The sequence below is a fragment of the Sporolactobacillus laevolacticus DSM 442 genome, from assembly GCF_000497245.1.
Taxonomy (GTDB): Bacteria; Bacillota; Bacilli; order Bacillales; family Sporolactobacillaceae; genus Sporolactobacillus; species Sporolactobacillus laevolacticus.
Map to the genome: position 1 here is coordinate 91754 of NZ_AWTC01000009.1, position 22043 is coordinate 113796.

The 22043-nt window shown below is 43.2% G+C and carries 24 protein-coding genes; 20 read left to right on the forward strand and 4 right to left on the reverse strand.

What is annotated here, in order from left to right:
* Positions 1-2 precede the first annotated feature (2 nt).
* The 5 genes from P343_RS29045 to P343_RS29065 all read left to right on the forward strand — a co-directional run bounded on the left by P343_RS29045 (position 3) and on the right by P343_RS29065 (position 4950).
* Positions 3-596 (forward strand): nucleoside recognition domain-containing protein, encoded by a 594-nt coding sequence (locus P343_RS29045; protein WP_023510357.1) that lies wholly within the window; start codon positions 3-5, stop codon positions 594-596.
* A gap of 1 nt (position 597) precedes the next feature.
* Entirely contained in the window at positions 598-1128 is a 531-nt protein-coding gene (locus tag P343_RS29050; RefSeq protein ID WP_023510358.1) for a spore maturation protein, read from the forward strand.
* Between the two features lie 145 nt (positions 1129-1273).
* On the forward strand, positions 1274-1996 hold the full coding sequence (locus P343_RS29055) for a pseudouridine synthase (RefSeq protein WP_023510359.1): 723 nt from the start codon (positions 1274-1276) through the stop codon (positions 1994-1996).
* A gap of 438 nt (positions 1997-2434) precedes the next feature.
* On the forward strand, positions 2435-3157 hold the full coding sequence (locus P343_RS29060) for a response regulator transcription factor (RefSeq protein WP_023510360.1): 723 nt from the start codon (positions 2435-2437) through the stop codon (positions 3155-3157).
* A complete protein-coding gene (locus P343_RS29065; RefSeq protein ID WP_023510361.1) occupies positions 3154-4950 on the forward strand; it encodes an ATP-binding protein in 1797 nt (598 codons plus the stop codon). Before P343_RS29060 ends, P343_RS29065 begins: the two co-directional genes overlap by 4 nt.
* Positions 4951-5035: 85 nt before the next feature.
* Here P343_RS29065 and P343_RS29070 read toward each other — a convergent pair whose 3' ends face one another.
* Entirely contained in the window at positions 5036-5293 is a 258-nt protein-coding gene (locus P343_RS29070; RefSeq protein ID WP_031263984.1) for a ferredoxin, read from the reverse strand.
* 180 nt (positions 5294-5473) lie between these two features.
* On the opposite strand from P343_RS29070, the gene P343_RS29075 reads away from it, so the two are divergent.
* From P343_RS29075 to P343_RS29090, 4 genes are all read left to right on the forward strand, one after another.
* Entirely contained in the window at positions 5474-6559 is a 1086-nt protein-coding gene (locus tag P343_RS29075; protein WP_023510363.1) for a YpbB family protein, read from the forward strand.
* Positions 6540-8087, forward strand: a complete 1548-nt coding sequence (locus P343_RS29080) for a RecQ family ATP-dependent DNA helicase (protein WP_023510364.1) — start codon at positions 6540-6542, stop codon at positions 8085-8087. Before P343_RS29075 ends, P343_RS29080 begins: the two co-directional genes overlap by 20 nt.
* Complete coding sequence (locus P343_RS29085; RefSeq protein WP_023510365.1) at positions 8084-8674, forward strand: CPBP family intramembrane glutamic endopeptidase; 591 nt, start codon at positions 8084-8086, stop codon at positions 8672-8674. The genes P343_RS29080 and P343_RS29085 overlap by 4 nt, the downstream gene beginning before the upstream one ends.
* 71 nt (positions 8675-8745) lie before the next feature.
* Entirely contained in the window at positions 8746-9204 is a 459-nt protein-coding gene (locus P343_RS29090) for a DUF2663 family protein (RefSeq protein ID WP_023510366.1), read from the forward strand.
* A 73-nt stretch (positions 9205-9277) separates the two neighbouring features.
* Here the strand turns inward: P343_RS29090 and P343_RS29095 are convergent, their stop codons facing one another.
* From P343_RS29095 to P343_RS29105, 3 genes are read right to left on the reverse strand one after another with little or no spacing between them, the layout of a single operon-like run.
* Positions 9278-9844, reverse strand: coding sequence for a manganese catalase family protein (locus tag P343_RS29095; protein WP_023510367.1), 567 nt, complete (start codon positions 9842-9844; stop codon positions 9278-9280).
* A gap of 39 nt (positions 9845-9883) precedes the next feature.
* The gene (locus P343_RS29100; protein ID WP_023510368.1) at positions 9884-10153 is read right to left on the reverse strand and encodes a spore coat protein CotJB; all 270 of its coding nucleotides are present in this window, start codon (positions 10151-10153) and stop codon (positions 9884-9886) included.
* Positions 10146-10382 carry a spore coat associated protein CotJA gene (locus P343_RS29105; protein WP_023510369.1) on the reverse strand — a complete coding sequence of 79 codons (237 nt, stop codon included), beginning with the start codon at positions 10380-10382 and terminating at the stop codon, positions 10146-10148. Before P343_RS29105 ends, P343_RS29100 begins: the two co-directional genes overlap by 8 nt.
* Before the next feature lie 202 nt (positions 10383-10584).
* On the opposite strand from P343_RS29105, the gene P343_RS29110 reads away from it, so the two are divergent.
* The 11 genes from P343_RS29110 to plsY all read left to right on the forward strand — a co-directional run bounded on the left by P343_RS29110 (position 10585) and on the right by plsY (position 22016).
* Positions 10585-11349: a metallophosphoesterase gene (locus tag P343_RS29110; protein WP_023510370.1), complete on the forward strand. Its 765-nt coding sequence runs from the start codon at positions 10585-10587 to the stop codon at positions 11347-11349.
* 229 nt (positions 11350-11578) lie between these two features.
* Positions 11579-12199 (forward strand): genetic competence negative regulator, encoded by a 621-nt coding sequence (locus P343_RS29115; protein ID WP_023510371.1) that lies wholly within the window; start codon positions 11579-11581, stop codon positions 12197-12199.
* 189 nt (positions 12200-12388) lie between these two features.
* Complete coding sequence (locus tag P343_RS29120) at positions 12389-13633, forward strand: Glu/Leu/Phe/Val family dehydrogenase (protein ID WP_031263987.1); 1245 nt, start codon at positions 12389-12391, stop codon at positions 13631-13633.
* A gap of 237 nt (positions 13634-13870) precedes the next feature.
* A complete protein-coding gene (sleB, locus tag P343_RS29125) occupies positions 13871-14734 on the forward strand; it encodes a spore cortex-lytic enzyme (protein WP_084297773.1) in 864 nt (287 codons plus the stop codon).
* Positions 14735-14746: 12 nt separating this feature from the next.
* Positions 14747-16075 carry a germination protein YpeB gene (gene ypeB / locus P343_RS29130; protein WP_023510374.1) on the forward strand — a complete coding sequence of 443 codons (1329 nt, stop codon included), beginning with the start codon at positions 14747-14749 and terminating at the stop codon, positions 16073-16075.
* Between the two features lie 292 nt (positions 16076-16367).
* Positions 16368-17066 carry a flagellar brake protein gene (locus P343_RS29135; RefSeq protein WP_023510375.1) on the forward strand — a complete coding sequence of 233 codons (699 nt, stop codon included), beginning with the start codon at positions 16368-16370 and terminating at the stop codon, positions 17064-17066.
* A 72-nt stretch (positions 17067-17138) separates the two neighbouring features.
* On the forward strand, positions 17139-17816 hold the full coding sequence (gene cmk, locus P343_RS29140; RefSeq protein WP_023510376.1) for a (d)CMP kinase: 678 nt from the start codon (positions 17139-17141) through the stop codon (positions 17814-17816).
* Positions 17813-18412: a lysophospholipid acyltransferase family protein gene (locus P343_RS29145; RefSeq protein WP_023510377.1), complete on the forward strand. Its 600-nt coding sequence runs from the start codon at positions 17813-17815 to the stop codon at positions 18410-18412. Before cmk ends, P343_RS29145 begins: the two co-directional genes overlap by 4 nt.
* Positions 18413-18485: 73 nt before the next feature.
* Positions 18486-19640: a 30S ribosomal protein S1 gene (gene rpsA, locus P343_RS29150; RefSeq protein ID WP_023510378.1), complete on the forward strand. Its 1155-nt coding sequence runs from the start codon at positions 18486-18488 to the stop codon at positions 19638-19640.
* A 439-nt stretch (positions 19641-20079) separates the two neighbouring features.
* Positions 20080-21396 (forward strand): ribosome biogenesis GTPase Der, encoded by a 1317-nt coding sequence (gene der, locus P343_RS29155; protein WP_023510379.1) that lies wholly within the window; start codon positions 20080-20082, stop codon positions 21394-21396.
* A 17-nt stretch (positions 21397-21413) separates the two neighbouring features.
* Positions 21414-22016 carry a glycerol-3-phosphate 1-O-acyltransferase PlsY gene (gene plsY / locus P343_RS29160; protein WP_023510380.1) on the forward strand — a complete coding sequence of 201 codons (603 nt, stop codon included), beginning with the start codon at positions 21414-21416 and terminating at the stop codon, positions 22014-22016.
* Positions 22017-22043: the final 27 nt, after the last annotated feature.

Consider the following 22043-nt stretch of genomic DNA (forward strand, 5'->3'; position numbering starts at 1 on the left):
TTATGATTAATATTATTTGGGTAGCGCTGTTCCTGATCGGTATGGGCTATGCAGCTGTGAATGGAACGATGGACAAAGTTAATAAAGAACTATTTGACTCGGCATCGGCAGGCATTCAGATCTGTATCGGCCTGATCAGTATTTTAATTTTTTGGCTTGGGTTAATGAAGATTGCGGAGAAGTCAGGTTTGCTCGAGAAGTTAAGCAATGTATTTAAACCAGTCATGAAATGGATTTTTCCCGAAGTGCCTCCGGATCATCCGGCAATGGGCTATATTTTGTCCAATACGATCTCCAATTTATTCGGACTGGGCAATGCTGCAACGCCAATGGGTATTAAAGCGATGGAAGAGCTGAAAAAGCTGAACGGCGGACGAAATACACCGAGCCGCTCAATGATCACATTGCTAGCTTTAAATACATCCGGACTGACACTGATTCCCACGACTGTGATCGCGATCCGCATGCAGAACCATGCCAGTTCACCAACAGATATTGTTGGACCGACATTAATTGCGACGTGCTGCACGACACTGGCCGCACTTGTGATCGACCGCTATTTTTACCATCGGCGGAAACGAAAGGGGAGAAAATAATATGGCTGCTGTCACCACAATTTCCACTTGGCTGGTTCCCTGCCTGATCGCCTTTATTCTGCTGTATGGAACTATTAAGAAGGTGCCATCATATGAGGCATTCGTCGAGGGAGGAAAAGAAGGCTTTTCGCTTGCTGTATCGATTATGCCGTTTCTAGTGGGGATGCTGGCTGCTGTCGGCGTTTTTCGAGCATCCGGGGCAATGGATGCACTCGTTCATCTTTTACAGCCATTACTCTCTGCTGTTGGTTTTCCTGCACAGGTTGTGCCATTAGCACTGCTTCGACCAATATCTGGAACAGGAGCTCTGGGCTTGATGGCAGACCTAATTCGCACATACGGTGCAGATAGTTTTATTGGAAGACTTGCATCGGTCATGCAAGGCAGTACAGACACTACTTTCTATGTGGTTACCGTCTATTTTGGTGCTGTTGGTATTCACCGCATTGGTGACGCTCTTAAAGTTGGATTGTTGGCGGATTTATGCGGTGTCATTTGCGCCGTATGGATCGTAACTCTCGTTTTCGGTTGAAAAGTTTAGTGAAAGTAAAGTGAAGTGGGCTGCTGCACATCCGGCGGCTTGTTGTCGTTGAAGAAATATTGTGTACAGAAAGTGAATAAAAAATGAAACTTGAGAAAACATTTTTGTCGCGGTATGATAACTTTGAGGTGGAAGGATGGAACGATTACAGAAAGTCATTGCCCGGGCAGGGCTAGCTTCACGAAGAAAAGCTGAGCAACTCATTTTGGATGGTAAAGTTCAGGTTAACGGCCAGACGGTAAAAGAGCTTGGCACGAAGGTTTCAAACAATGATAAGGTAACGGTTAATGGCGTCCCGATCGATAAAGAACCGCTTGTTTATTATTTGTTTTACAAACCAACGGGCGTAATCTCGAGTGTGAAGGATGATCGCAACAGAACGACGGTTGTCGATTTCTTCAAACATGTACCGGAACGAATTTTTCCAGTCGGACGTCTGGATTATGACACGTCAGGAGCGCTTTTGCTGACGAATGATGGAGAGCTTGCTAACCGACTGATGCATCCAAGTTTTGAATTTGACAAAACGTACATAGCAAATGTTACACCAATTCCAACAAATGACCAATTGCGTCAACTTGCCATGGGTATCCGGCTTGAGGACGGCATGACGGCAAAAGCTCGTGTGCAATTACTCGCTTCGGATAAAGAGAAGAAGACGGCTTCTGTTCAGATGACGATTCACGAAGGGCGGAACAGGCAAGTGCGCCGCATGTTCTCCGCGCTCCATCTTCATGTGCGTAAACTAAAGCGAGAACGTTACGGATTTCTAAGCCTTAACGGACTGCATCCTGGCGAGAGCCGTGAGTTGAAACCGCATGAAGTGAAAACGTTGATGCACAATACACGGTCAACTTAATAATTTATGCTGTATTTTTTAAAGAAATTGTTTAAAATAAGACATAGGATTGACACATATAAAAAGAAAGTTGTATTTTGTAAAGGCTTTGTTAAATGATTTTACTGATTTTTGACCATCAAACATGATTCACGAAGCCCTATGAGAGAAAAAGCACTTGCTCCATGTGGCTTTATGGGAAACGTGTACCTTGAAGCATGGTGTTGGGCATACGAGACGCATTTTACACGTTAATTCAAAAATCATCCGTTTAACACCTCTACGAATACAACTTTTGTAAAAAGAATGAACTTACGCAATTATTTGTTTTAGAATCGCGCTGCGTTTTGTTTTCAGCAAGCGGGATCGTCAAGAAGATTGAAATCACTTATCTTGAAGAAAGATCGAATTAATGAAAGAGAGATTATAAAGGATTTGGTCGGAAAAGGGAGGATCTGGATGGAAGAGAAGAAAGCGGCGGTTTTGGTTGTTGATGATGAAGAAAGAATTCGTAAACTTCTTAAAATGTATCTTGAAAGGGAAAACTATGTGATCGATGAAGCCGGAGACGGAGAAACAGCTCTCCAAATGGCTTTGGATAAAGATTATGATTTAATCCTGCTTGACTTAATGCTGCCGGGAATGGACGGCGTTGAGGTTTGTGAGAAATTGCGAGAGGCAAAGGCAACACCAGTGATCATGTTGACTGCGAAAGGTGAGGAAGCCAACCGCGTTCAAGGCTTTGAAGTAGGTACAGATGATTACATTGTGAAACCGTTTAGCCCGCGTGAAGTTGTGCTTAGAGTGAAAGCACTGCTCCGCCGCTCGTCAAAAACGAAGTTCTTGGAAACAGAAACGACAACGAAGAACGTTATCGTGTTCCCACATCTGATGATTGATCATGATGCGCACCGCGTAAAGGTCGATCAGCGCGAAGTCAACTTGACTCCAAAGGAATATGAGTTGCTTTACTACCTTGCTCAGAATCCTGATAAAGTTTTTTCTCGTGAACAGTTGCTCAAGGATGTCTGGAACTATGAATTTTTTGGCGATTTAAGAACGGTTGACACTCATGTGAAACGACTTAGAGAGAAACTGAATCGAGTTTCGGAAGAAGCTGCAGAGATGATTGTAACTGTGTGGGGCGTTGGTTATAAAATTGAGGTTGATTCCGCGACATGATTTGGAGAAGTATTATCGGCAAGCTTTGGGCAACAATTATTGCGATTGTGACCATTGTGCTGCTGTTTCTAACGCTTTTTCTTCTCCAATTCTTTGAAAACAGTAATATACAGCAAGCAGATCAGCAGATGGAGAAAATTGGGGTTAAAGCCGGGCTTTTGCTTGAACATGCCAAGGGTAGCAACGTAGAGGATACACTGCTCTCAATATCTGACATTGCAGATGTCTATGATGCTGATTACGTTTTGATCGTGAACGATCAAGTTTGGAGTGGCCCAAAAAAGAGTGCTATGGCAGGCTTAAATCGCCGTTTTTTTGAAACGGATGCGACACTCCGGCAGGCTCTGACAAATAATAGAACAGCCAATAAAATTGGCAATTTTAAGATGACCACCAATCATGTGAAAAAGAATCAGCGACTGCTCATTGTAGGCGTTCCTGTCCGAACTTCTTCAGGTGAACATGGAGCAGTGTACGTCATCCAGCCTGTCCAAATTGCTCAGAATGCATTAGACCAATCGAAGAAATTGATCTATCTTTGTGCGGGCTTGTCGATATTGCTCACTACCTTTTTTGCTTTTTTTCTATCCACAAGGATTGGATCGCCGCTGCGAAGAATGAGAAAAGCAGCACTACAAGTGGCGTTAGGCAATTTTGACATCACGGTTCCGGTAATCACACGCGACGAGGTGGGTGATCTCGCTGTCGCTTTTAATAATATGAGAGAAAAACTCAAAGCGAATATGACCGCGCTTAATCAAGAAAAAGAGCAGCTAGCGGGAATTCTACAAAATATGGCAGACGGCGTGCTTTTGATTGACACAAAAGCAAAAATCGTGGCCAGTAATCCACCAGCTGAGCACTTTGTTTACTCTTGGAACTATGAACATGATCATGACCCCGCTCAAATTCAGACACCAGATGATCTTCGTGACCTTCTGCTTGAAGTCTCTGAGGACGGTGTTCAGAAAATGCGGGAAATCAGTGTTCAGGGGCGTATATGGGTAGTCATTATGAAACCGCTCTATGATCAAAATAAGATCAGAGGCGCTGTGGCTGTACTGCGGGACATGACTGAAGAACGGCATAACGACCAAATGATTAAAAGTTTTGTCGCTAATGTCAGCCATGAACTGAGAACTCCAATTTCAATGATGCAAGGATATAGTGAAGCGATCATTGACGATATTGCGGAGAGTGCTCAAGAGAAAAAAGACATGGCGCAAATCATTCTAGATGAGTCTCAACGGATGGGGCGACTTGTCAATGAGCTGCTTGATCTGGCAAAATTGGAAACCGGTCATTTTCAACTTGATCGACGTAACATAGAACTTGGAGATTTCTTCCGTCATGTGGTTACGAAATTCAGTAATTTGGTGAATGATGCCGGTATCCGGCTGCAGGCAAACATTGATCTGGTTGATGGAAAGACATTCCTATTAGACCCGGACAGAGTGGAGCAAGTCATGACCAATCTGATTGATAATGCCATTCGCCATACACGCAAGGACGGTGTTGTTGCCGTTGAGGCACGCTTTGAGGATGAACTGCTTCATATTTTTGTCCGTGACTCAGGTGTCGGCATCGCGCAGGAGGACATCCCATTTGTATTCGAACGCTTCTATAAAGCAGACAAAGCGCGTACAAGAGGTAAGGCCGGTACCGGGCTTGGGCTGGCAATTGCGAAGCATATTGTTGAAGCACATGGTGGAGAAATAAGTGTCAACAGTATAAAAGGCGAAGGAACCACATTTCAATTTACGCTATCGCAGGATAAAGCGTCAGATAGATGACCTTTTCACAATCATCCAGAACAAAAAGAGGATTGAAGCCATTTGATAAGCTTCAATCCTCTTTGTTGAGGTTTAATTTAGATTCTTACATGCCTACAGGTTGGTCAGCATGGCCATTAAATGGAGATTCCGAGATACGAATTGATTCGGTCGGACAGCCATCATAAGCATCTGCAAGATCTTCAAGCAATTCATCAGGAACTGCAACATTTCCTTTGTTTTTGTCGAGAAGAGCAAAAGCTAGCCCTTCATCATCATAATCAAACAAATCTGGGGCAGTTGCCGCGCAAGCGCCACATGCGATACATGTATCTTTATCTACAATTGTATATTTTTCTGTCATGTTCATTTCCTTCCCATTCATAAATGATTTTGTTATTCATCGAACTTAGCCTCCTAATTTTAATGAAGCTGCTCATTTTTTTCAATAGGGATCAAGCGGCCAGTCGTTAACATTTGTCGAAACATGTCTTAAAAAAAGGTAAAATAAAGATAAGGTTAAGAAGCAGAGGATGGATGGCTCGTGGAATACCGTTACGCAATCATCTTATATCTTGTCAATCAATTCCGAGGTGAACGCACCATTTCCGGCATCTATCACCTTTTGAAAGGCAAAAAATCATCACAAAGCATTCAAGATAGTTTTCTCTTTCACGTTGAACCTTTCTTCCATTCCTGTGAGGATTTGGATCGCCGTGACTTCAAAGCATTGATCGACGAATGCATGAGCCGCAGATGGATAAGCTCTCCGGAACAAGACAGCCAACGTTTTGTCCTTTCTTCAGAGGGAGAGCGTGTGTTTTCCAGACTGGATGGACATCTTTTGACTCCGGAAGGGCTCAACTTCACTGAACAAGTGAATGAGGAGAGCCGTTTTTGGCTGAAGCTCCAACTTATGGTTCAAACACTTTCAGCGCTGCTTTACCACCAGAGGGCTTTTCTTCCGATTACCCGACAGCCATCAGTTACTGAAAGTGTTCGCCGCTGCATCATGGAGGCTTCACTCGGCCGCAGTAAATTGGCCGCTTATTTTTATCGCGAACTCGTTTATTTCTTGCAACGGTGTCCTGCGTCGGAAGCAGAACTTTTGACCGCACAATTAACCGGATATAAAATGTCGGGACTGACCGTCAAACAGATAGCTGAGCTTACGGGAAAAGATGAGTATGAATGTCGCATTCTCTTTAAATCTGCACTGCGACGATTGATGAGAGAAATCGCTGAATTTCCGAATTATTATCCATACACTGGACGTTTGCTGATTGTTAAAAAAAGCGCCTTGTCTTTATCCGCGGAGGAAACATTGAAACTGATAAGGAGCGGTTTGTCGCTTCACGAAGTGGCAAAGAAAAGGCGTTTGTCCCAAAGTACGGTTGAAGACCATCTCGTTGAAATTGCACTAAAAGATCGAACGATTGACATGTCCAATTACCTTTCTGATCGTTTGGAAAAACAGATTCTTGAGGCGGCGAGTGAAGCGAAAACAAAGCAACTGAAACCGATTAAGAAGTTGCTTTTGGATCGGGCAAGCTATTTTCAAATTCGTCTCGCTTTGGCGAAGGAAGCTGTACGTAGAGGAGAAGATCCTAATGGGACGACTGATGAATGACCATGAATCAGACTTGATTGCCCAAGCACGGGACATTTTGAAAAAGAAGTTTGGATACGATCAGTTTCGAAGCGGTCAACAGCAGGTGATTCAAGAAGTGCTGAGCGGCCATGATGTCTTTGCGATGATGCCAACGGGAAGCGGAAAGTCGATTTGTTATGAGGTTCCGGGCTATCTTCTTGAAGGGATCGTGCTGATCATTTCTCCATTGCTGTCCTTAATGGAGGATCAGGTCAACCAATTAAGGGAGATTGGTGAGAAGAATGTACGAGCACTGAATGGGTTGATGCATCCTGAGGAACGTTCACGAGTGCTGGCGCATCTACGAGATATACGATTCTTGTTCATTTCTCCGGAAATGCTCCGGCAACACTCAGTACTTACTGCATTAAGTCGGGTGAAGTTGTCATTGTTTGTCGTGGATGAGGCACATTGCGTGTCGCAATGGGGACATGACTTTCGACCTGATTATCTCTATCTTGCCGAAATCAGGTCGCATTTAGGGAACCCCGCCTGTCTGGCTGTTACAGCGACGGCGGATGAACGAGTAAGAGAGGATATTGTACGTTCACTTGATTTGAGAGCAGTCAACTATGTATTGATGAGTGTTGATCGCCGCAACATCGCCTTAGCGGTTCACAAGGTCAAAAGTAGTGAGGAGAAAATTGAGGAGCTGTGCAAGCTACTAAGTAAGGTGCAATTGCCTGGGATCGTCTATTGTGCAGGGCGTGACTGGACAGAAAAAATTGCAGATATTATTCGCCAGAAACTCGGTTTACGCACAGCTTTCTACCATGGCGGGATGGAAGCTGTTGACCGGAGAAAAATTCAAAATCAGTTTCTTGACGGCCAATTGGATCTTTTATGCTGTACAAATGCGTTCGGAATGGGGATAAATAAACCGGATATCCGTTTAGTTGTTCACTTTCATTTCCCAGCTACAATGAATGCCTACCTGCAGGAAATCGGACGTGCCTCCCGAGATGGCAAGCAAGGACTCGCCATCCTATACTACGCTGAACAAGATGAACACTATCCGCTCGGATTTATTGACGCAAATTTTCCTGATGACACGCTGCTCCGACAAGTACTGAGAGAGTTGGATCAAGGATTGTTGAAATTGGAAAAGAAAGAAACATTTCTAACTTCGCTCCAAGATCGAGGCGCAAGTGAGACAGCGGCCCGTTTTATCTTTGAAAATGTTCGCTTCGTTACACGGGGAATGAATTATTCATCCATTTTTGAGGAGTGCCGGAAGAAGATTACTGAGCGCCGATCGGTCCAATTGAATGAGTTATCAATGATGAAGCGTTATCTGAACAGTACAACATGCAGAAGAGCATTTTATCTTTCTGTATATAATGAATCGCAAAGCGAGAAACTGGATCTTTGCTGTGATCAATGCGGACTTAGTCTTGAGGCTTTTGAGCGAGCGTGTCCGCAAACTTCTGACGTGCATCCAGAACAAACTCTTGATTGGCATCAGAGGCTGGCAACGATTTTTAGAGAAAGTGAGCGAGATATTTGAATGAAACAAACAAAGATCTGACCAATAATGAGATTCGCAAGTCCCTATATTTGTCACAAGGACTTCTTCTCAGCATCTCAGTTGGCTTGATTATCTTTTTTGGAAAAGAACTACCACTAATGAATTGGTATCGAATTGATGGGAAGATATGTCTTATAGGTATTTGTGCCGGCATCGCGATGGTCTGGATTCAGAACTTTGCCGAACGTTGGATACCAGAAAATTGGCAGGACGATGATGGTATCAATGAACGTTTGTTCCAAGCTTTTCGCTTGCCGGTTTTAATTTTCGTCATGATCGGAGTGGCAATCATTGAAGAAGTGCTTTTCCGAGGCTTAATGCAACACTTTGTTGGCTATGTCGCAGCAAGCCTTCTTTTCGCTTTAATTCATTTCAGGTATGTCAGAAAACCTTTATTACTCGCTACAGTAATGCTCTTCAGTTTCTGTCTTGGCTGGCTGTATATCCGGACAGGCAGTCTCGCGGCACCAGTTATTGCCCACTTCATAATTAATGCGTTGCCTGCGCTAATCTATAAATGGAATGGCAACCGGGGAAACGGTCAAAGGAACCCAGGACGTGAATAATCGGATCAAGGAATGGATTGTCCTATTTTGATCATCACGCTCATAACTTATTATGAGAGAGGTGATCGGCGATGTCGCTCCAGGCATTTCGTGATAATGGGCAGATTCCTAGTATCACATATACTATTTTGACGGAACTCATCAAGCGCAAACAAAAGAAAAATACATGGAAACGAAGAGAGGCGGTGGCTAGTCTAAGTTTGATCGCCTGCTGCGGCAGCTTGATCCTTTATGTCTTCTTTTTTCATCCGGAAAGTCTCTCCTCCATGAAGGGCTTTCATACATTGATCAGTCGACCCGGAGTTTTGTTGATCCTGTTTCTCTCTGTTTTGTTTATCATAGTTTTTATATTCTGCCGGGGCGAACGAGAAGACGCTGAAGATGATTTTGATGATCTGCGTGATGAGGTAATTGATCGCACAGATGAGCTTTGGCTTAAGGAACAGGTCGATTTCAAAGGTGATTCTGCTCGCTACGTAATAATGAATTACCTGAAAAAAGAATTTGATATTAACCTGTTTTATAAGTAATTGCTATTCATAAAGATGGCTGCTTCGCGATGAGACGTGAAGCAGCCAAATATTAATTGTTTTTTCGTCAGAATCAGAACACTTTCTTTTTGTTTTGTTCTTCCTTGAGCAGCTCAACGGCTTCGCGAAACCGTTGCGAGTGAATGATTTCACGTTCACGAAGGAAACCAAGGGAATCATTAATCAGCGGGTCATCGGAGATATTAATAATCCATTGATAGGTGGAACGTGCTTTTTCTTCAGCCGCAATGTCTTCATACAAATCGGCAATCGGATCGCCTTTGGATTGAATGGGCATGTCGAACTTTTGACCGGCTGCGTTATGGTAATAAACTGATTTTCCATGATCGACATAATGCTCGCCAAGGCCTGCTTCTTTTAGTTGTTCAGGTGTTGCATCCTTAGTTAACTTGTAAACCATTGTGGCAATCATTTCCAAGTGTGCGAATTCTTCTGTGCCGATATCATTAAGCAAGCCCATAACTCGACTAGGTATCGTGTAACGCTGATTCAAATAACGGAGCGCAGCGGCAAGCTCGCCATCAGCGCCTCCGTACTGTTCGATCAGGAACTTTGCCATTTTAGGGTTGCAGATTCCTACTCGGACAGGGTATTGAAGTTTCTTTTCATAATACCACACAAATGTCCGCCTCCTCGTTTATCAGTCAGGGAATAGAGGTTAGACTTGCCACGGCCAAGGTGTGTCTATCCATTGCCACGGATAGGCAGAAAGACTATGGCCAAACTGTCTGAGCGGGCCGTATTTTGCTTCGAAAGTTTCGCGAAGTTCGGCACTTTTCTTCGCCGCTGAATTAAATTGTTTAAGTGCTTCTAAGTCATCGGGATGTGTATCAAGATAAAGAGTCAGTTCTACAAGCGTGAAGTCAATGGCCTGGAGCGATTTCAGATCGGAATAATAACTCTCTGGCACTTGTTTTGGCTCAGCCATTTGTGTCAATCCCTCTTTTCTTAAGCAAATATGGATTCGTATACGGGGTATAGAGCCCCGGCCATAAGGTGCCATGCGCGAGCGCTTCAAAAGGCGAAAATTGTTCCATACCCCTCGGTTGGAAACCTAGATAGAGCTGTACTGGTGTCTCATAGGAGACAGGACTGAGTGGCGGGCAAGGATCCATAGGACTGACATAAGGTGAATACCATTTTCTAGATGTAGCCAAGAAGAAACCTCCTTTCAGTCATTCATGTGAATTCATCATCTTTTTATATGCCAGTTCTGCTTGTACATAGACCGAAACCTTATAAATACGTTTAATTTTTGATTCTCAATGTCTTATAATCCGACACTCATGCGAATTGTTTATGACGTCTCTTAATGGGACGGGATCGTTCAATGTAATTTAAAGTGTGGAGTGATTTCATTTGTCCTTTCTCTACTTAATATTGGTACCGATTACATTAGTGCTGCTTACCTATATGTTTCTTGAAGGACGAATGAACCGTTTGATTCCGTTGGAATTGAAAATAAGCGGTTTGCCTGATCCTTTTGATGGAAAAACCATCTTTTTTATCTCAGATATTCATCGTCGTCTCATTTCCGAACAATGGCTCGACTCCTTTGAACAAAAGGCAGATTATATCGTAATTGGCGGAGATCTCACTGAGAGAGGTGTGTCGTTTTCAAGAGTGCGTGAAAATGTAAAACGACTTACAGAGCGCGGTCCGGTTTTCTTTGTATGGGGTAACCATGACTGGGATGCAGGTCCTGATCAAGTTGCGCGTATTTTAGAAGAATTTCAGGTAACTATTTTGAACAACTCCACGCATGTATTAGAGGAGAACAACAGCTTTCTAAATTTGTCGGGTGTTAACGATTCTACAAGACATTATGATGATCTTGCCAAGACGCTTGCTTCGAGAAGGCTATTTGCTCCAACTATCCTTTTAAGCCACAACCCTGATATCCAGAAGAAGTTGAATAGATCGATGGATATCGATTATGTTATTTCAGGACACACACATAGTGGACAAATCAACGTGTTTGGCTATACGTTGAAAGAAAAAGCTGGGGTAAAAAGACATGGATTTGGAACACTAATCATCAGCAGCGGTTATGGAACAACCAAGCTTCCGCTCCGTTTAGGAGCGAAGCCTGACGCGCTGATGCTTAGGTTAACAAAGAAGTAAAGCCTTTGATAAGTGTAAAAGCATGTACATTTTTCACATTGCGTTGTATACTACACTCAAGTCTTTTGTTCGCTGGCTGTTAAGCGAAACCGGCTTGTCTTTCGTGGTCTGAGTGATAAACAAACTCTAGACAGGAGACACCGAAATATGCCGAGATCATATAATTATAGTAAAAGTCTGCGGCGGTGCAAAGAAAAGATTAGGCTGGACGGCAAGGAGGACATTTGCGATGCGATTGGAACGTTTAAATGGTGACAGGATCAAAATATTCCTGACTTTTGACGATCTCAAAGAACGCGGCATTACAAAAGAAGATATGTGGCACGACTTGCCGAGGGTTGAGAAACTTTTCCGCGATATGATGCTAGAAGCGGACGATGAGCTTGGTTTTGAAGCGTCTGGACCGATTGATGTTGAAGTCTTTTCACTCCCGGCACAGGGAATGGTCGTTATCGTTTCCAAGGGTAGAAACGATCGTGACGATGATTCAGATGAAGAATTTGAAGATGACGATGATTTTATTCAGATGCAAGTCACATTGGATGAGAGCCAGGACGTTCTTTATCAGTTTGAGCAGTTTGATGATGTGATTGCTTTGTCGAAAACGCTTCACGATCTGAACATTAAGACAGGAAGCTTGTTTCTTTATGAGAATAAATATTATATCCACTTTGATGAAAATCATCTGAGCGATGAGCTTGATCTCGAAACGCTTGTCGCCGTACTTGCCGAGTTTGGCAATACATCCACGATTACTATTTATAGATTAGAGGAGTATGGAAAACTCCTGATGAAGGATAATGCGATTTCAGAAATCTACAGATACTTTATTAAAGCTCCGCATGCCTGATCACGCGGGGCTTTTCATTGCCAGCCGCTGAGTCCGAATGCACGGCTCAAATTGTTCTTAATAATTATTATGCATGAACATCTCTCCACATGAATGAAATAGGAGATAAAATAGATTAATACATGGTCAAAAGTATTCGGAAAGAAAATAGAAAGGACGATTTTTGTGTCGGTTTATCATCAGGACTATATGATGAAACACGAACAATGTCTGACTTCAGTTCGCTCACTTATTCAGCAATCTTTATCAGAACTGGGCTATTCAGAAGATGTTTTTGAGCTTTTGATCGAGCCCCAACGCACACTTGCTGTCAGAATACCAGTCAAAATGGATAATGGACATGTCAGGGTCTTTTCGGGATATCGCGTCCAGCATAGTTTTTCCGTCGGACCGACAAAGGGCGGCGTACTTTTTCATCCTGAAGTATCCGAGCCACAGATGAAAGCACTGTCCATTATGAATGGCTTGAAAAACGGATTGCTCAACATTCCCTTTGGCGGTGCGAAAGGTGGCGTGATTTGTGAGCCTAGAGAATTGTCATTTCGGGAACTCGAACTGCTAAGCAGAGGTTACATACAAGCGATTAGTTCTATGATTGGACCTTATCAAGACATACCTGCTCCAGATGTTTTTACCAATTCACAAGTGATGGCCTGGATGATGGACGAATACAGCAAGCTTTGCCCTGATCAGTCTGCCGGGTTTATTACAGGAAAGCCTATCGTGCTTGGGGGACTTAAAAGCCGTGAAAATTCCGCAGGTCGCGGCATTGTCTTGTTTATATCTGAAGCCGCCCGAAAAAAAGGAATTGATTTAAATGGTGCAACTGCGATCGTGCAGGGATTCGGTTCATTAGGCAGCTATGTCGCAAAGTCCTTGTCCGATTCAGGTGTGACCATTACGGGACTTTCCGATGCCTATGGAGCAGTGTATAATGCTTCCGGTCTTGATATGGATTCGCTTATTGAATGTCGTGATAGTTTTGGAACGATTACGAAGCTCTATAAACATACGTTGACAAGTCAGGAACTCATTGAAAAACCATGTGACATTATGGTACTCGCTGCAGTCGAAAATCAGATTGATGAGAAGAACGTGACAACGATTAAGAGCAAGATTGTGATTGAAGCTGCAGATGGGGCGGTATCGGACGAAGCAGCAGATCGAATGATACAGAACGGTATTTTGTTCATTCCGGAAATTCTGACAAGTTCCGGCGATATGACTTCTTCTTATATCGAGTGGGCGCAAAACAGGCAAGGGCTTATATGGAGCAAAGAGGAAGGCGAAATGAGGGTTCGACAAATATTGGCGGATGCTTTTTTAAGAATCCACGAGATAGCCGAAGAACGCCAAATCTCGATGAAAGCGGCCGCCTGCATTGCGGGCGTTTACAAAATGGCAGAATCCGCACGTATTCGAGGATGGTTCTAGAACCCTATGTTAGGGATAATTTTTATAAATTGAATCATTTGAAGCGGCTATGACTTGATCATAGTCGTTTTTTTTCTTGAACTTTTTTCGCATCTCTGATGTATTGTATCTTCGATCATAATAATTTTTTGACATCAACCTAACTTAAAGATCAGGAATGTATAATCCGAACTTTTCTTGGAAACATAAACCTGATTTCAGAGCTTAGCGTAACCACATGTACTATTGAGTGGTTTTATGCGTACTCAAGGGAGGATTAAGTCATTGAGAAAACGACTGATTCGAGACTTTTGCACTGCTATTCTCGCATCTGTCTTGCTTTTTCAGGCCGGAGCGGCTGATGCATTTTCAAATCGGGTAATTATGAGAGGTGATACCGGAGAGGATGTTGTCGAGCTTCAAGCGCGTCTTCAATATTCGAGTTTTTATAAGGGGAAAATTGATGGGGCGTTTGGGTATGGGACATACTGGGCGCTTCGAAATTTTCAGTATCAGTTTGGATTGCCGGTGGATGGTATGGCAGGAAGTCTCACCAAACTAAAACTAACAAAAGCCTCTCAGTATGATCGTGAATTTGTTCTACGTAATTTACGAGAGGGTAACGAGTTTACTTATTACGGAGGCGTGCCTCTGAATCAACAGGTGAAAAAGAAAGCAAAAAATCCTTCCAGTAGCGGAGGTGGAACCAGCAAACCACCACAACAAGGAAAGGGAAATTACACGATAGATAATCTTCCGCAGGGCTATTCAAAGTCAGATGTCAACCTGATGGCAAATGCTGTCTATGGTGAGTCGCGAGGTGAGCCGTATATCGGTCAGGTTGCTGTCTCTGCTGTCATTATTAATCGTGTTGCTGATCCGCGCTTTCCGAATAATATTTCAGATGTTATCTTTCAGCCAGGAGCTTTTACAGCGGTTGCCGATGGACAAATTTGGCTAACACCTAATGATGTGGCTAAGAGAGCAGTCATGGATGCAATCAATGGCTGGGACCCGTCGAATGGCGCGCTTTATTATTTTAATCCGGAAACAGCAACCTCGGCTTGGATTTGGTCGAGACCGCAAATCGGCAAGATCGGAAAGCACATATTTTGTAAATAAGGGGGGACGCGCATGAAACGCCGAACGTGGGTTGTTGTACTGTCGGTTGTGGCGGCAGCACTTCTGATTGGTCTTGGTGTCTGGGGCTATCAGGAGCATCAAATGAAAAAAGCGGTGATGATCTCTGCGGAAAATCACTATCAGCAAGCATTTCACGAATTGACTTATTATGTGGATTCACTAGAAGAATCTTTGGGAATGTCACTTGCCATGCAATCACGTGAGACCATGAGGCCGCAGCTTGTGGAAACATGGAGACTAAGTGCGCTCGCTCATGCTGCAGCAAACGAATTGCCTTTAACCTTGCTACCATTTAACCGGACTAACGAATTTCTCTCCCATGTTGGGGAATTCACCTATAATACGGGCGTGAAAACAACAAATGATCGCCCGCTCAGCAAAAAGGAATATAAAAGTCTACAGAAACTCTATAAAGAGTCCATGTCTATACGGGATGGATTAAGAGATGTGCAGGCAAAGGTGATGGCCCAACATTTGCATTGGATGGACGTAGAATGGGTACTTAAAGGCAAGAAGGAGAATCAGGACAATCAAGTCGTCGACGGCATGAAACGTATCAATGTGCAGGCAACCGATTATACACAGAGCTTCAGCCCGGAAAACCCAAAAAACGTTGTGCTGGAAAAGAAGAAAATTAATCCCATGAAAGGGCCGATTGTCTCTCGACAGCAGGCAGTTGCCAATTTAAAAAAATGGATGGCCCTCCCAAGAGCAAAGATAATTAAGATCAATGAGACAGGCAAAGGATCGAATACTCCTGCCTATGAAATAACTCTGAAAGATCATGGGAGAACATTAAATGCGTCAGTGACAAAAAAGGGCGGGCATGTGATTTGGTTTCTATTTGAACGAACAATCCGCAAAGAACATCTGAATCTCTATGAGGCTTCTCAAAAATCAGCTGTGTTTTTAAAAAGGCATGATTTGAAAAATATGGAGTTAACCAAAAGAAACAAATATAATGGGGTCGCTGTTCTTACTTATGTATTTAGAAAAAATAATGTACGTGTCTACCCAGCATCAATGCGAATAAAAGTAGCTCTTGATAATGGCGAGATTATTGCATTTGACCAGACCGATTATCTATTTAATAAATACGATAATGTGCCGCTTAAACCGAAACTTTCAGAACGCGAAGCCAGAAAAAAGTTAAACTCAAATTTAAAGATACAAGAGATGAATCTCGCTGTGTTTCAAAATCCGCTGCTCAAAAATGTACTTTGCTATGAGTTTTTTGCCACCAGAGATCACGATACGTATCGTGTCATGCTTAATGCTGATAATGGCGATCAGGAAAAAATCGAGCTGCTTAGAGAGTAAGGTTCATCTTGAACATGACTTTGCTGAACCAAGTCTTCTAACACTCGTCATTAGAGAAAAAAGAATAAAGAAAGGAGGAAACAAGTGTAAGTGGTCGGATAAAACGCCACGTCCTGTGGCATATCCGACATTAGGTCATCCTGACCGTCACGACTAAGGTTCATCTTTGAACATGACTTTGCTGAACCAAGTCTTCTAATGTATAATGAGGTTTAGATGTGAGACTTTTGGCACAAACTGCCAAGCCTGCTATTCGTGATTTGATACTTAAGATCAGTTCGGGGGAATGGTCATGAAATTGAAAATCGGCGAAACACTGATTCTCGAACAAAAAGATGACCAGAATCAGATCACGCGGTTTCGGTGCAAGATTGCCGAAGTAAAAGAGAGCGCGCTGTTAATTGATTATCCAATTGATGAAAAAACAGGAAAAACACCAATTTTTATCAACGGTATGGCTTTTATGGCCACATATATTGTAGATAATCAAGCGTTTCGTTTCCAAACGACTTTTGTTCACCGGATTGCCGGTCAGATTCCGTTAATGTTGATGAGCTTCGATGGCGAGGAAAATATGGTAGAGATCCAGCGCAGAAATTTTGTCAGAGTGGAAGCAAATGTTGATATCGCCATTCATTCTTTGAATGAAGCGTTTCATCCATTCACGACACTGACCAGTGATGTTGGCGGCGGCGGGATACTAATCCTTTTGCCAGACCATGCAGAAGTAAGTGAGGAGGATATGGTGGAATCCTGGATAAGCCTGCCTATGACAACCGGATCTTATCAATATATCAGGATACGAGGAATTGTCGTTCGTATTTTTATGGACAGGCTCACATCAAGCAAGCGAGCATCAATTCAGTTTCTACCGCAAACGGAAAGAGAGCGGCAGCCGATTATCCGTTTCTGCTTTGAAAAACAGCTCGAGGCTAGGAAAAAGCTGTTGGATTTGGAGTCACGAAGACAACATGACTCTAGTCGGCTATAAAGCTGAATGAATATAATCTGAACGGATCTTTTTTTCAAGAAATAGATAAGATAGATGGGAGTATGCACGTACATGGAGAGGTTATTTCAAGTAGCAATCGACGGTCCTGCCGCAGCTGGGAAAAGTACAGTGGCCAAGATTGCTGCAAAGACTTTGGGGTTTGTTTATATTGATACGGGAGCGATGTACCGCTCGCTCACATATAAAGCCTTGATGACAGGAACAGACATAAATGATGGTCATCAACTTAAACAATTGTTGGATCAGACTGAAATTGAACTTGTTCAAGAGGGTAACGGTCAGAAAGTCTACGTAGACGGCACTGACGTCACAGACCGCATCCGCTATCCAGACGTATCTGAACATGTGTCACTCGTTTCTTCTTTCGAGGAAGTCAGAATGGAAATGGTCAGCCGTCAGAGAAAACTAGCCGCATCATGCAGTGTTGTTATGGACGGGCGAGACATCGGCACGCATGTACTTCCGAAAGCTCAAGTGAAAATATTTTTGATCGCGTCAGTTGATGAACGAGCCATCCGAAGATATAAGGAAGAGGAACTGAAGGGAAGACATCCGTCTATTGAATCATTAAGGGAAGCTATTGCTCTTAGAGACAAGAAAGATATGGAACGTGAGGTTTCTCCACTTGTCAAAGCAGAAGATGCGATTGCACTTGATACAACTTCATTAAGTATTGAAGAAGTCGTTAAAAAAATTCTTCAGCTTGTAAAGGAGAAACAGTTATCTTGAATCTCTATCCAATTGGAAAGCCGCTTGTAAAAATCTTTTATCATTTGTTTTTCAGAATTACTGTAATCGGAAGCGAAAATATTCCCAAGCAGGGCGGCGTGCTGATCTGCAGCAATCACTTATCCAATTTCGATCCGCCATTCATTGGGGTGTCGATTACCCGGGCGCTAAGCTTTATCGCTAAATCAGAACTTTTTAAAGTCCCTGTTTTAGGTGTGCTTCTGAGGCATCTGAATTCTTTTCCAGTTAGGCGAGGCGAGGGTGACAGAGGCGCGATCCGCATGGCACTTAAACTGATCCGGGAAGGACACGCTTTACTGCTCTTTCCGGAAGGGCATCGTAATTTAAATCAGGATGCTCCGCTTAAACAAGGGCTCTCAGGTGCAGGCTTTTTTGCATTAAAAACGGATGCTGTTGTGGTACCTTGCGCAATTATTGGCCGATACAAATTCAGAAGCAAGATGAAAATTGTTTTCGGTAAGCCTGTGGATACAATGGCTATGAAAAATCAGAAGCTGAAATCATCTGAGGCAAGCACGGTGATCATGAGGCGGATTCAGGCATTGCTCGATGAGCACGCAGGTCCAACTGCTTGACAAAAGCGTCTATTTGTAAGAAGTTATGAGTAGGATATTTTCTCGTTTGGTTAATTAAAGGAGGTCCCGGAGAATGGTTGAAGAAGTAAATCACGAAATGGCGTCTTTCGATGCATTAAGTGTTGGAGATGTAGTCAGTGGTAAAGTAACTAAAGTAGAAGAAAAACATGCGTTAGTTGATGTTGGATATAAAGTAGACGGCATACTGCCTATTAGCGAACTTTCAAGCCTACATGTTGAGAAAGTCTCTGACCTGCTTCACGAAGGCGATGAAGTCAGTGTGAAGGTAACGAAATTGGAAGACGACGAACTCGTTCTGTCCAAGAGAGAAGTCGATGCAGACAGATCCTGGGGCGATTTGGAAACAAAGTTTAACGAAAAGACAACGTTCTCTGTTGAAATTGCTGATGTCGTTAAGGGTGGACTAGTGGTCGACTTAGGCGTGCGCGGATTTATTCCGGCTTCACTGGTTGAACGCCATTTTGTTGAAGACTTCAGTGATTATAAAGGAAAACCTCTTGATGTAAAAATCGTTGAACTTGATCGTGAGAAGCGAAAAGTGATCTTGTCTCACCGTGCGGTTTTGGATGAAGAAGCGGATAAGAAGAAAGTGGAGACTCTGCAGGGCATTAAAGAAGGTGCCGTGCTTGAAGGCACTGTTCAACGCCTGACAGACTTTGGCGTTTTTGTAGACATCGGCGGGGTTGATGGGCTTGTTCATATTTCACAACTTGCCCACTATCACGTTGAGACTCCATCTGAGGTTGTATCGGAAGGCGATAAAGTCAAGGTCAAAGTTCTCGCCGTTGATCCTGAAAATGAAAGAATCTCACTTTCCATTAAAGCAACTCAACCAGGTCCTTGGGAAACTGCGAAAACGAAGATTCACGGTGGAGATGTTCTTGACGGAACAGTTAAGAGACTTGTTCCATTTGGCGCATTTGTTGAGCTCATTCCAGGTGTTGAAGGCTTAGTCCACATTTCGGAAATATCTCATGAACACATTGGTACTCCTGAAGAAGTGCTGACTGAAGGTCAATCGATCAAAGTCAAGGTGCTGGATGTCAATGCCGACGAACAGCGCGTATCACTGAGCATTAAGTCGCTCGAAGAACCAAAAGTGGAAAAACACACGGAACAGCCTCAAGAAACACCTGAAATTGAAGAAGCAACATCCGGATTTTCACTTGGCGATATGATTGGCGATCAATTGAAAAAGTATAAATAACAAAATGATTGGTGATTATAGAAGCGGAAAATGATGGGAGAACTACTCTACTTCCTTCCTTTTCCGCTTCTTCAAGGCTACAGTCAAAATCTCTTGTCATTCGGCAGTATGCGGTCGTGTAAAGCCGGGAATAACAGAGATAGATGAGTAGTCGCAATGTAAGATTTCATCTTTGAACCTCTCCTGTTAAAGGAAAGGTTTATTTTATGCAAATACTAATGTATAAAAGACAAGAGATTAGCGGTATCTAGTATAAGAAAAACTAAGGCTCAGCCGGAGTCAAAGACTTGGATTCGCCAAGTTTTTCTTTATGCTAAGAATAAGCGTTGACAGGCAGGGCATTAAAAATATTAGACATTTTGCACGATCACTGGAGTGTGTAAAATGGATGATAAGACATCGCCTGCTTTGTCAGGATTAGTGTTGAAGGAGGAGCAATATGTCTAAACCCACGATAGCTATTGTCGGCAGGCCGAATGTCGGCAAATCGACCCTGTTCAATCGTATTGTCGGTGGTCGTATGGCCATTGTAGAGGACAAACCAGGGGTGACCCGTGACCGTTTATATGGGAACGGATCATGGCTGAATTATGAATTTCATGTGATTGACACAGGTGGTATCGAAATTGGTGATGAGCCTCTGTTGGCACAGATGCGCGCTCAGGCCGAAATTGCTGTAGATGAGTCTGACGTCATTCTATTCATTGTTGATGGTAAAACAGGGGTGACGGATGCAGATGAAGCAGTTGCACATCTTTTAAGACGTTCAAAGAAGCACGTTGTCCTTGGGGTCAATAAGCTGGATAATTTTAAACAACGCGAACAAATGTATGAGTTTTATTCACTAGGTCTTGGCGAACCTTATGCGATATCTTGCGCACATGGGCTCGGTATTGGTGATCTGCTCGATGCGGTAACCGCAAAATTTCCATACATCGAAACGGAGGATGAAGATGATGGCGCCATCCGCTTCGCTTTAATTGGGCGACCGAACGTCGGCAAATCTTCACTAGTCAATACGATTTTAGGCAAAGAACGGGTGATTGTCAGTGATATTGCCGGGACAACGCGTGACGCAATTGATACCCCGTTTACAAGAGATGGGCAGAATTTTGTTATTGTGGATACGGCTGGCATAAGAAGGCGCGGCAGGGTCTATGAGAAAACGGAAAAATACAGCGTTTTGCGCGCACAGCGTTCGATTGAAGAGTCGGATGTCGTACTTGTGTTAATCAATGGTGAAGAAGGTATTATCGAACAGGATAAAAAAATTGCCGGTTACGCCCATGATGCGGGTAGAGCAATCGTCATTGTCGTTAATAAATGGGACGCCGTTGAAAAAGACGGGAAGACAATGGACAAATTCAAAAAGAAAATCCGCGAGCAATTTCAGTTTATTGACTATGCGCCGATTGTTTTTCTATCCGCTTTAACCGGCAGTCGGGTTGACCAGATTTTGCCTGTGATTCAGCAAGTGGCGGAAAATCATAGCTTGCGTGTGCAGACAAGCTTGCTCAACGATTGTATTATGGATACGGTTGCAATGACGCCGCCTCCGTCAGACAAAGGAAAACGGCTTAAAATATACTACACCACCCAGGTCGCGGTGCGACCGCCTGTCTTTGTACTGTTTGTCAATGATCCGGAACTCTTGCACTTTTCCTATGTGCGGCATGTCGAAAACCGGATTCGGGAAACGTTTGGTTTCGTTGGAACGCCAATCAAGATTTTATCACGCAAGAAGAATGAGAAGTAAGAGGGGATGTTCGAACAATGCTGATCGCACTTTCGATAATAATTTCTTATTTGATTGGCTCAATTAGCTTCAGCTATTTAATCACAAAAAAAATCAAAAAGATTGATATTCGCAAAACTGGGAGTGGTAACGCAGGAGCAACGAATACAATGCGAGTCCTTGGTACGAAGTGGGCTGTCGGTGTCTTGCTTCTTGATGTTATAAAAGGCATCGTTTGTGTGTTGATTGCCAGAGCGATAGGTCTGCCTGAATGGGCTGTTGCCTTTTCCGGGTTGGCCGCGATTGTTGGCCACGATTTTCCCGTATATTTTGGTTTTAAAGGCGGCAAGGGCGTTGCAACGACGATCGGTGTATTTTTTATGATTATGCCGCTATATGCGCTTATCGCCGGTGTATTGACAATCCTGATCATTGCGATTACTCGTTTTGTTTCCTTAGGATCGCTATTTTTCCTTTTACTGACACCTGTCCTTGGTTGGTTCTTTAACGACTATTCCGCCGGAGTTCTAATCATTGCTTTTTTAATTTCGATTCTTGCTTATTACCAACACCGGGCAAATATCGTCCGTCTAATTCACGGCAAGGAAAACAAGCTTGGACATAAAAAAATACAGGCTTAATGATACTTATTGAAAGTCTTGCTGAAG